Annotated in this window: 15 protein-coding genes; 12 read left to right on the plus strand and 3 right to left on the minus strand. The window is 54.7% G+C overall.

All coding sequences use genetic code 11. The features are described 5' to 3' along the window. Nucleotides 1-3: 3 nt before the first annotated feature. Together merP and merT are read right to left on the minus strand one after the other, a co-directional pair. On the minus strand, nt 4-300 hold the full coding sequence (gene merP / locus WEB54_RS05435; protein ID WP_368053960.1) for a mercury resistance system periplasmic binding protein MerP: 297 nt from the start codon (nt 298-300) through the stop codon (nt 4-6). A 24-nt stretch (nt 301-324) separates the two neighbouring features. After that, entirely contained in the window at nt 325-675 is a 351-nt protein-coding gene (merT, locus tag WEB54_RS05440) for a mercuric ion transporter MerT (protein WP_368053962.1), read from the minus strand. 181 nt (nt 676-856) lie between these two features. Between merT and WEB54_RS05445 the strand changes: the two genes are divergently transcribed. The 5 genes from WEB54_RS05445 to merR all read left to right on the plus strand — a co-directional run bounded on the left by WEB54_RS05445 (nt 857) and on the right by merR (nt 5342). Continuing rightward, nucleotides 857-1075 carry a heavy-metal-associated domain-containing protein gene (locus tag WEB54_RS05445; protein ID WP_368053964.1) on the plus strand — a complete coding sequence of 73 codons (219 nt, stop codon included), beginning with the start codon at nt 857-859 and terminating at the stop codon, nt 1073-1075. Between the two features lie 2 nt (nt 1076-1077). Next, nucleotides 1078-1725, plus strand: coding sequence for a cytochrome c biogenesis protein CcdA (locus WEB54_RS05450; RefSeq protein WP_368053966.1), 648 nt, complete (start codon nt 1078-1080; stop codon nt 1723-1725). A 38-nt stretch (nt 1726-1763) separates the two neighbouring features. Then, nucleotides 1764-4187 (plus strand): heavy metal translocating P-type ATPase, encoded by a 2424-nt coding sequence (locus WEB54_RS05455; protein WP_368053968.1) that lies wholly within the window; start codon nt 1764-1766, stop codon nt 4185-4187. 72 nt (nt 4188-4259) lie between these two features. After that, nucleotides 4260-4658 (plus strand): MerR family transcriptional regulator, encoded by a 399-nt coding sequence (locus WEB54_RS05460; RefSeq protein WP_368053970.1) that lies wholly within the window; start codon nt 4260-4262, stop codon nt 4656-4658. A 246-nt stretch (nt 4659-4904) separates the two neighbouring features. Continuing rightward, the gene (gene merR, locus WEB54_RS05465) at nt 4905-5342 is read left to right on the plus strand and encodes an Hg(II)-responsive transcriptional regulator (protein WP_368053972.1); all 438 of its coding nucleotides are present in this window, start codon (nt 4905-4907) and stop codon (nt 5340-5342) included. 257 nt (nt 5343-5599) lie between these two features. Here merR and WEB54_RS05470 read toward each other — a convergent pair whose 3' ends face one another. Then, the gene (locus WEB54_RS05470) at nt 5600-6007 is read right to left on the minus strand and encodes a helix-turn-helix domain-containing protein (RefSeq protein ID WP_368053974.1); all 408 of its coding nucleotides are present in this window, start codon (nt 6005-6007) and stop codon (nt 5600-5602) included. Nucleotides 6008-6075: 68 nt separating this feature from the next. On the opposite strand from WEB54_RS05470, the gene WEB54_RS05475 reads away from it, so the two are divergent. From WEB54_RS05475 to WEB54_RS05505, 7 genes are all read left to right on the plus strand, one after another. After that, the gene (locus WEB54_RS05475) at nt 6076-6801 is read left to right on the plus strand and encodes a cation diffusion facilitator family transporter (protein ID WP_368053976.1); all 726 of its coding nucleotides are present in this window, start codon (nt 6076-6078) and stop codon (nt 6799-6801) included. Next, nucleotides 6798-7232, plus strand: a complete 435-nt coding sequence (locus WEB54_RS05480) for a disulfide bond formation protein B (protein ID WP_368053978.1) — start codon at nt 6798-6800, stop codon at nt 7230-7232. Before WEB54_RS05475 ends, WEB54_RS05480 begins: the two co-directional genes overlap by 4 nt. Beyond that, the gene (locus tag WEB54_RS05485; protein ID WP_368053980.1) at nt 7229-7903 is read left to right on the plus strand and encodes a DsbA family protein; all 675 of its coding nucleotides are present in this window, start codon (nt 7229-7231) and stop codon (nt 7901-7903) included. The genes WEB54_RS05480 and WEB54_RS05485 overlap by 4 nt, the downstream gene beginning before the upstream one ends. Nucleotides 7904-8074: 171 nt before the next feature. Beyond that, entirely contained in the window at nt 8075-8422 is a 348-nt protein-coding gene (locus WEB54_RS05490; RefSeq protein ID WP_368053982.1) for a DUF3703 domain-containing protein, read from the plus strand. 46 nt (nt 8423-8468) lie between these two features. Continuing rightward, nucleotides 8469-8903 (plus strand): copper chaperone PCu(A)C, encoded by a 435-nt coding sequence (locus WEB54_RS05495; protein WP_368053984.1) that lies wholly within the window; start codon nt 8469-8471, stop codon nt 8901-8903. Between the two features lie 10 nt (nt 8904-8913). Further along, nucleotides 8914-9492: an SCO family protein gene (locus WEB54_RS05500; protein WP_368053986.1), complete on the plus strand. Its 579-nt coding sequence runs from the start codon at nt 8914-8916 to the stop codon at nt 9490-9492. Nucleotides 9493-9544: 52 nt separating this feature from the next. Beyond that, nucleotides 9545-10177 carry a TlpA family protein disulfide reductase gene (locus tag WEB54_RS05505; RefSeq protein ID WP_368053988.1) on the plus strand — a complete coding sequence of 211 codons (633 nt, stop codon included), beginning with the start codon at nt 9545-9547 and terminating at the stop codon, nt 10175-10177. Nucleotides 10178-10572 lie beyond the last annotated feature (395 nt).

Consider the following 10572-nt stretch of genomic DNA (forward strand, 5'->3'; position numbering starts at 1 on the left):
ACGTTACTCCTGTGTCGCCTGGCTTTGGCTCAGCGTGGACGGATAGCCGGCGTTAGTGGTGGCTTGAGTCAGCGCCTCAACGGAGGTTTTCTCATCGTCGAAGGTGACCGTAGCATCACGCTCGTCATAACGGACATCGACGGAGCTCACTCCCTCGACCCGATTAAGAGCGGCTTTGACGGTGAATGGACAGGCCACACAGGTCATCCCGGGGACCGACAAGGTGACCGTTTGTTGCGCCGCCAGGGCGGGCAAACCGAATAGCAGGAGCAGCGCCGTCATTATCAGTGATTTTTTCATGGGTATCGCCTCTAAAAATTTCTCTTAATAGAACAGGGGTAAGACAAAGGGGAACGCCAACGCGAGCAGAATAAGCAGCGCGACGACCCAGAAAACGACCTTATAGGCCGTGCGCACTTGCGGCACGGCGCAAACATCACCCGGCTGACAAGTCTCCACAGGCCGGTATATCCGGCGCCAGGCAAAGACCATTGCCACCAGCGCAGCACCAATAAACCAGGGCCTATAGGGTTCCAGGGCCGTCAGGTTGCCGATCCAGGCACCGGAAATCCCCAACGTGATTAAAACCAGGGGCCCGAGGCAGCAGGCGGAGGCAAGAAAGGCTGCGACGCCCCCTGCAGCCAGCGAAGCGCGACCGGATTTGGATTCTGACATTACAAAGGCTCCTTTCATGGCTTGGATGACTGCGGTAAGGTTACTCCCGTAGTCAGCTACGGAATCAAGACCTATATTCAAAAAAAATCCTTGACCTTGAGTTAACTCCAGGTCGTATTGTTCATCTGAAGACATAGTTAACAAGGCGAGTTCACCACCCGTCTGACTTCAGGAGCAAATCATGAAAACCACGGTACTGACTATCGACGGCATGCACTGTGACGGCTGTGTGCAGATTGTTCAGCATTTGCTGGAACAACAAGCCGGCGTCAAGGGTTGCTCGGTGTCTCTGGACTTGAAACAGGCGCGTATCGCGCACGACGCGGACCAGGTTTCAGCCGAGACGTTGGCCAAGGCCGTAGCGGCGGCCGGTTATACAGCATCGCCCACAGAGTGCTAAGCATGGACTTACTTCAAACCCTGGTATTGGCGGCAGGGCTTGGGCTGCTAGGTTTCGTGGAACCATGTTCAGTCGGTAGCCATCTGATTTTTCTGAAATTCCTGGATCAACTACCGGCGCGTCAGCGCTGGGTGCAAACGTTGATTTTCACACTCGTACGAGCCGTGTTCATGGCGTTGCTCGGTGTACTCGCCGCACTGATTGGCGCCCGCTTTCTGGGCGTGCAGCACGGTTTATGGGCCGTGCTTGGCAGCGTTTATGTGGTACTGGGTCTGGTTTATCTATTGGGCGGCGCGTCCTGGATGATTCGACGGATCAACCACCTGCTTCCGCACGTTTCTCCCACAGCCGGCGGCGTTGGTTTGGGGGCTGCATTCGGACTGAATATTCCGGCCTGTGCAGCGCCGCTATTGGCGGTCCTGCTGGGCGATGCCGCCGCGCGCGCGACCACGGGCTCAGGTGTGGCCCACGGCGCTTTATCACTGTTCGTGTTTGGTCTGGCCATTTCCAGCCCGATAGTACTCGCCGTTTTTACGCAGTTTGGGCGCCGCATGCTGACCTCGATTGCACGCCTTGCCGGGCGCATGCCGCGCTGGACCGGTGCGGTGTTGGTCGCGCTGGGTCTATGGTCCATTACCCTGGCGTTTTGATCCAGCCCATCCTTCAACCTATAACCGGAGGTATCGTAATGGCAGACACCACAACCCACCCAGATGGCTTCGACCCCTGGAGTGAGGAAACAACGGACCGCCAGGGAATCAACCGCGTGCGGGCTCATATTGGCGGGCTGCATTGCTCGTTGTGTACCGGCACCATTGAACGCGCGCTGGGCAGTAAGCCCGGCGTGGAGCGCGTCGCGGTCAGTCTGACCCACGAGCAGGCGCTCGTGGAATACGACAGCACCCAGACCAATGCCAAAGATCTTATGGGAACGTTGCAACAGATTGGCTATACCTTGAGTGATCCACGCAAAGTTGAGCCTTTTGAGCGCCAGGAAAAAGCGCTGGCCATCGAACGCAACCGATTCGTTGTCGCCCTCGCCATGAGTCTGGCCTCGGTCGGGCTCATCGTCGACGTCTCCACGATCTGGACCCTCGGCCTGTCAGCGATGGTCTATGTCAGCCTGGTCGGATTCGGTTATGCGGTACTTCGCGGTCAGGGCACGACGGCCGCACTTGTGGGCAGCGGTGGCCTGGCCTTGACCGGACTCGCCTTGTTTGCGCTGCGTGCCGGTGGTGTGCTGAATGGTTTCGAGCCATGGCTGGTTGCAGTGCTCGCATTAGGCATCATGTTTGGCGTTGCGCAACATATGCTGATTATGGCGATCCAGGCGCTGCGACGGAGCATACTCAATCAGCACGTGTTGGTGGAAATTGCCGCGTTTGCCGGGCTGATTGGTGGCGCCATTGGGCTGATCCTTCGGCCGGAGAGTTATCCCACGGCGGCGTTTTTCGCGGTGTCGGTGATGGTGCTAACCTATCATATTTTCTCTGAGTGGCTGTCACTGATCGTTAAAACCCGCAGCGCGCAGTCCGTCAAACGATTGCTTGACCTGCAGCCGAGCACGGCGCACCTGGTGACCGAAAATGGTGAAAAGGATGTGCCGGTGGAACAGGTCAATTCCGGCATGCAGGTGCGGGTGCGTCCCGGCGAACGTATTCCGGTCGACGGTATCGTTATCAATGGCACCTCCGCCGTGGACGAGGCACTGATTACCGGTGAGTCCATGCCGGTCGATAAATCGACAGACGACAACGTTGTGGGTGGCGCGATCAATGGCAATGGCACGCTACTGATTCGGGTTACGGCGGTCGGTGCCGAGAGCTTCCTGCACCAGGTAATCAGCAGCGTCGAAGACGCCCGTGCTCTCAAACCCGGCTTGCTGCATATCGTGGATCGGGTGCTGCAGGTCTATACGCCCGCGGTATTGTCCATCTCGGCCCTTGCCTTTCTGGGGTGGACTCTGGGGCCGTTGTTCTTCGGGACCGATCCCCAGTTTCAACGTGCCGTGTTTGCCGCTTTGACGGTACTGGTGATGGGTTATCCCTGTGCCATTGGTATTTCGGCGCCACTGTCGATTGTACGGGCGGCGGGCGAGGCTGCGGATAAAGGAGTGTTGATGCGCACCGGCGAGGCCTTTCAGGCATTGCGCACGGTGGATGCGGTGGTGTTCGACAAAACCGGCACACTCACAGAAGGCCGCCCGGCCGTGCGGTCTGTTGTAAGCCTCGCGGGCGACGACGAAGGCTTACTGGCGATTACGGCCGCGGTCGAGGCGGCGTCCGAACATCCACTGGGCCGGGCCGTGGTCGAGGCTGCTCTGGACCGCAGCGTTGACTTCCCCGACGTAGACGATTTTCAGGCCGAGTCCGGGCGTGGGGTCACCGCTCACATTAACGGCGAGACTATTCGGGTAGGCAGCCCGGCATTCCTGGATTCCGTGGGAATCGATCGGAGCGTGCTGAATGAGACCATCGAAGCCGCCGAGCAACAGGGCCAGACAGTGATCGTCGTGGCCCGGGGTGAGCGATTGCTTGGCGCGATCGCACTTGGTGACGCCCTTCGCGCGGATACCGCTGACACCATCGCCCGACTCCAGGATCTCGGTATCCGGACGGTGATGCTCACGGGTGACAACGAGCGTACCGCCCGTTACTTTGCCGAGCTTGTCGGTATCGACGACGTTCACGCCAGCGTGCTGCCGGCCGACAAGGCCGAAGTACTGCGTGCGATGCAACGTGACTCACGCATCGCGATGGTCGGTGACGGCATTAACGAGGCCCCGGCACTGATGCAAGCGGATGTCGGCATTGCCATGGGCAGTGGCACGGATATCGCCATTGACGCCGCCGACATCATCATCCTCAACGGTCGTGTGGGAGCGGTCATTACCGCCTGGGAGATCAGCCGCTGGGGTTATCGCAAGATGCTGCAGAACGTGAGCCTGGCTTTCCTGTTCAACGGTATCGGTATTCCATTGGCGACTACTGGTTTGATTTACCCGGTTTGGGCCATGGTTGCCATGGCGACCAGCGTGACGGTTATCTTTATAAATTCACTATGGCAACGACCGGACATGTTTTTCGATGCCGTGGCGAGTGTGAGTGAGTGATTATTCAGGCACTGTGTATACTAATGTTGAGTTGTTATCACAGTCACCAAACTCCAATTCGATGAGGCCCCCATGTTGGAAATAAGCATCGGCGAAGCCGCCCGGCGTACAGGTCTGTCGATCGATACGTTACGCTATTATGAAAAGATAAAGCTGATGCCGCCTATTGCCCGCGACTCAGGCGGTCGTCGGCATTATGGCGAGCGCGACCTCGCTCAGCTGCGCTTCATCCAACGAGCCCAACGTTGTAATTTTTCTCTGGTAGAAATTGGTGAATTGTTGAAACTGCGACGTGCCCAGGAACCACCTCGGCCACAGGTACGACAACTTACCGAACAGAAACTGAAAGACATCAAAACCCGCCTAGAGGATCTCGAGCGACTGAAGCACGAGTTGGAATTGCTGCTCAACCTGTGTTGCGGCTCGGACAAGGGCTGTCCGATTATCGAAAGCCTGGATTCGACCGACTGACAGGATTAACCACTCGGCGTTATCCCAATGACCTATGTAGCGGCATTCCGGGCGGCACGGCAAAGTGGATGTTTGTACCCATGTTAGTGGTGGCTTGAGTCAGCACCTCAACGGAGGTTTTCGCATCGTCGAAGGTGACCGTAGCATCACACTCTTGATAACGGACATCGACGAAGCTGACCCCCTCGATCCTATTAGCTGAGTGCGGTAAGGTTATTCCCGTAGTCAGCTACGGAATAAAACCCTATGTCCAAAAAACACGGCTCAATGACCATCGGTACCCTGGCGAAAGCCGCCAACATGGGGGTGGAAACCATCCGTTATTACCAGCGCAGAGGGCTGATAACGGAACCCGAAAAGCCCTTTGGTAGCATACGTCACTATGATGAACAGGCTCTGGAGCGCCTTCACTTCATTAGAACGGCTCAATGGCTGGGTTTCAGTTTGGATGAAATTGGGGGGTTGTTGATGTTGCAGGATGGTACCCACTGCGACGAAGCACGAGCATTGGGTGAACAGAAATTGACCAGTGTGCGGCAGAAAATCCTGAGCCTGCAACGGATTGAGCGGGCGTTGGATGAGTTGGTGCAAGAATGCTGCGTCCAACAAGGTAACGTCTATTGTCCCCTTATCACCTCACTTCATGAAGGACTTGAAAAATTCCCCCTGGAGGAAAGACCTTAAGAGCTCCTTAACTAAAGCAGAACAGATTCGTCTCTGTCCGATGCTCGCGTAGAGATCTTGCTGGCGGGCTGCAAAACGCTTGGTGAGCCGGGCAGCGAGCAGCACGCTGCCTTCGCGGGTGCCTGTTTAGCCGGTTGTGGCATTGTCGAACGCATCACCAATTCTAAACAGATAGCGGCGTCCCGGGCGCTCTCCAAGCAGGCCCTCATTGTGCAAACCTGAAAAAGCGCTCTGTTACCGTCTCTGGATGAATCCGCCTATGCCTCACAGGACAGCGTTTCGATAATCCGGCAGTCCATAATCACCCCTCCCGCACAACATGCACTCAGTCTTTTCAACTCCTGCTCCATTGCACGCAAGTCTTTTAGGCGGGAACGTACCTGTTCCAGTTGTTGCTCAACTTTAGCGTCCACGCCGGCACAGGACTCTTGCTGGCTGTCAGCTAAAGAGAGTAGTTCTCTGATATCACCCAGGCTAAAGCCAAGCGCTCGGCTTCGGCGGATAAACAGGAGCCTGAAATGATCGGTGTCAGAATATAAGCGATAGCCGGATTCTGACCGGGTCGCCTCAGGCAGCAGTCCAATCTTTTCGTAATATCGGATGGTCACGGGCTTGATACCTGTGCGATCAGCCAGTTGACCTATGGTGTGGTTATTCTTATGCATCGCCCTTGACCTTATAGTTACTATAACCCTTATTGTATCGTACATCATGAGTATTGGGAGGGGGTGTCGTGGATAGCTGCTGTGAAAACAAATCCGGTGAACTGGCGCAACTGAGGTCCAGTCAGAGCCGAGTGCTCTATATCGTGCTAGCCATTAATGCGGTGATGTTTCTTGTAGAGTTCACCGCTGGCTGGATAGCAAGCTCAACCGCGTTGCTGGGGGATTCGCTGGATATGTTTGGCGATGCCTCTGTGTACGCGCTGACACTCTTCGTGCTGGACAAAGGCCGTCGCGCCCGGGCCGGTGCAGGCCTCTTCAAGGGCGGTTTCATGCTGCTATTCGGTGTGGTTGTCGTTGCCGATGCGGTTCGTAAGTTGGTGATACAGGAGGTACCTGCCGCCGATTGGATGGGCACTGTAGGCGCCATCGCTCTGCTTGCAAATAGCATTTGCTTCGTGCTGCTTTATCGCCACAGAGCAGACGATTTCAATATGCGCTCCACTTGGCTGTGTTCCAGGAACGACTTGATTGCCAACAGCAGTGTCATCATGGCCGCCGGGCTCGTTGCCTTCACCGATACTATTTGGCCCGATATCATTGTGGGACTTGCCATTGCCGCACTGTTCCTGCGCTCCGCATGGCAGGTAATTCGCGAGGGAATCGAGGAGTTACGTGCCAGCGATTCAGAGCCTGTTAACACAACAGATCAAGAAAACCTCGACGGTGGCGCAGTGGGTTGCTGCTCATCGTCACCAAGCACTTGTGCCACTGAACGCGGAGCACCGTCACGATGATTACTGACAACCACTCGATTCCGTGGATGCTGCTACTCTCAGCCTGGTTTCTGGCTGTGGTGTCGTCGCTTTCAGCCATCTACATCGGCGAAATCCTGGGCCAGACTCCCTGTCTGCTGTGCTGGTTTCAGCGAGCCTTCATGTTCCCGCTGGCCGTGATCCTCGGGGTAGCTTGCTTTTACTCAGACTTTACTATTTGGCGTTATGCTCTTCCCCTGGCTGTCATTGGAGGCCTTTTCGCCTCGGCGCACTCGCTGCTGTATGTTGGGCTAATTCCTCAACCAATTCAGCCCTGCACTGATACAGGTCCTTCCTGTTCAGGTGCCGAAATGACTATTTTTGGCGGTGTACCACTTCCGTTCCTGGCACTGGGCACCTTTGTTGCCATCATTATTCTGCTTATGCTTGTTCGTCGGAGAATTCGCTCATGAATCGTCGTGTTTTCGTAGTCGTCGCCTCTTTTGTGCTGATCGCAGTTTTTGGGGCTGCTGTCTTTTTCACGCTCCAATCCCAGCAGCCCCAACAAACCGCTGCCTCGCCCGAAAAACCGCTAGTGGGTGCGCAAGCAGTCGAAAGTCAACCGTCGCTGATTCGCTTCCACTCGCCCACATTTGGACCCGACGACGCAACGGTAACCATCGTTGAATTTTTCGATCCTTCTTGCGAGGCCTGTCGGGCATTTTACCCAATTGTGAAGCAGATTCTTGCTGAATATCCTGATGAAGTTCGTCTGGTTTTGCGATACACACTGTTTCATCAGGGTTCTGAGGAAGTCTCAAGACTGCTAGAGGCTGCAAGGATTCAGAACGTCTACGAGCCTGTTCTTGAAGCAGTGTTGGAAGCACAGCCGGCATGGCATGATGACCCTCAGGTGATCGGAGCCTGGGAAGCGGCGGAAGCCGCTGGCCTGGATGTCGCCAAAGCCCGCGAGGATATGCAATCCGAAAGAATAAGCTCAGTGCTCCAAACGGATACCCAGGATGTCAAAGCTATAGGCATTCGCGGCACCCCAACCTTCTTTGTGAATGGCCTTCAGCTTACGGAATTCGGCGCAGAACCTCTTTTAAGGCTCGTGAAGACTGAGCTGGAGAAGGCCAAATAGCAATTAAGTTTGCTGACTTAAGTTGACCTTACAAAGCCAATAAACAATCAGTGAGTAGTCTGACATTCCGCAGACCCTTTTTCATGGAGAGCCTGCCAGGGGCGTGCTTGGATGATCTTTGCAACGCTTCCCCGAAAGCATTACTTGCTGAAACAGAATGAGAGCCGAGAGATGAACAGTGAACTGAAGGAATGTTACCGGACGGAACTGGCCGCAGCCGAACGTGCCGAAATATCGGGTAATTTCCATACGGCGTTCAGTCATCTTGAGCGAGCCCATATCCTGAGTCAGCGATTTGCCTTGGCGCACGCGCTAACACATCTGCGTATGCTTAGGCTCGGCTGGCGACTTCGGGATAAACGCGAAGTATGGGGTCAGATCCCGCGTATACTCGCCGCACTGGTCTTTTCGCGTATCTGGATACCCGTTGGTAATACAGGGCGTGCCCGCGTCAGCGCCTTTGCACCCATGGCACTGCCTGAAGACCTGGCGCAAGTGCTGACACACCCAAAAAGGTAAATGTACCAATCTTGGTTATAAATCGATGAGTGCTGGGAGTAAGAAAATGGGGCTTAAACGAAGAGTAATTTACGGACTACTGCTGTGTATGTTTGCTGCCACCGCAGTGGCGGATGCACTGAGCGTAACGGATGCCCGGCTACGGCTATTGCCTGGTGATCTGCCCGTAGCCGGTTACTTCAGGCTGATTAACGAAGGGGACGATTCTGTGGTCTTGTCGGGAGCGGAGAGCTCTGCTTTTGAACACGTCACAATGCACCAGAGCACCCAAGTGGATGGGATGGCAGGCATGGAGCCTGTGCCGGAACTTGAACTGGCGCCGGATGGTGCTATTGAGTTCTTGCCGGGTGGTTATCACCTTATGCTGATGAAGCGGCGAAGCCCGATCGAATTTGGAGCTGAGGTGCCGGTGACGCTCATTTTCGCGGACGGACAACGGCTATCGGTCCAATTCCAGGCCGTGTCTCCAGCAGCGATGTAGAGGTGAATTGATGGGTAAGCAACTTTTTCTCATACTGAGCGTGCTATTGTTGACAGGCTGTGGCGAACAAACCTGGCGAACGACAGATATCTCAGGGGCCATGCCTGAACTCAACTTCAATCTCACTGATGAACATGGTCACGCGGTAACTGCCGATGACTACCGTGGCAAATCGACACTGCTTTTCTTCGGCTTTACGAACTGTCCTGATGTTTGCCCGACCACTCTCGCACAACTCGCGGGTGCCGTTAAGCTGCTAAGTGAAGATGTGAGGAAAGACTTGCAAGTTTTGTTCGTATCGGTAGATCCAGCGCGTGATGATCCGGCGACCCTACGCCGCTACACCGATGTGTTCGGGCCGCGGTTCATAGGACTCACAGGTGACAGGGCAGCGCTCGACGCGTTGACAGGCCGGTATAGCACTACTTACAGCTATGGCGAAAAGGATGAGTCGGGCAATTATGACGTTTCGCACTCAAGTGCCGTTTTTGCATTCAATCGCGAAGGAGATGTACGACTTTTGATTCGCGCCAGTGACCCAGTGGAGGCGGTGGCTGAGGATCTACGCCAACTGTCCCAAGACAGCTAGTGATTTAGCGTATCTATCATCCACTTCGGGGATTACACCACGGGATAGCTTCATGATAAATTTTTTAAGTATGAGTCGGGGTCTGTGGCGGTTAGCTGCAATACTCGGCATCCTTATATCGCTTGGAGGCTGCAGTCAGGGTGAAGACTCTCCTTCCGGCTTCGGGAACATACTGAATGTGGCTGCAGCGGAGCAGCTCGGTTTCGCGGTCACTGCCAATCCCGTGCGCCCAGCTCCAGTTAATTTTACCGATGGCGAAGGAAGGTCACAGAGCCTGAAGATGTTTAGAGGTAAAGTTGTGCTACTCAATCTTTGGGCGACATGGTGTTCCCCTTGCCGTGAAGAGATGCCCACTCTAGATGCGCTCCAAGCCGGGCTAGGCGGTACTGAGTTCGAGGTCGTGGCACTCTCGATTGACCATGGCGGGCTCGCCGCTGTTCAATCCTTTTACGAGGAGACCGTGATAGAGCATTTGCGTCTCTACAACGACAAGAGTGCTCAGGCAAACGTGACGCTCGGTGCTCCAGGTGTACCGGTAACCCTACTGCTCAATCGTGATGGATATGAGGTCGCACGCCTAACGGGTCCAAAGAACTGGTATAGCTCAGAGATGGTCGAATTTCTCCGGACTTTTATTAACCCCGCGCAAGCGGGTACGCAGGATGCGAAAAGAGACCTGCAGTGAATTGTTCTTGCCTAGCTGATCTTTTGACGTTGGCGGCGCGAATCCTATACCAAAAGGCTTGAAAGTGCCTCTTGATAGCGTTCCTATAAAAATCACTGGGCTATTCCAAAAATCTAACAGTCTACATGGAACGCTTCTATTACTAAGCGCGGGTTTTAAACAATACTGACAGTTTTTGGGGATGTGTTGAGGTGCAGTATCTGATGGTTACCGATCTCGCTAAGGTGTAAAGATTATCGCATGATAGTTATTGGTTATACATAATAGTGGCTTTTCGAAATTCTTTGCTTGGTGAACTGTTCGGTACGGATGTTATATCGTCACAAAGTATCGAAGCAAATTGTACGGAACATCAGTGGCGTCTGCAGAAAAACCACTCATATTCACGGAGCTAC

Source organism: Saccharospirillum sp. (assembly GCF_040881935.1).
Lineage (GTDB): Bacteria > Pseudomonadota > Gammaproteobacteria > Pseudomonadales > Natronospirillaceae > Saccharospirillum.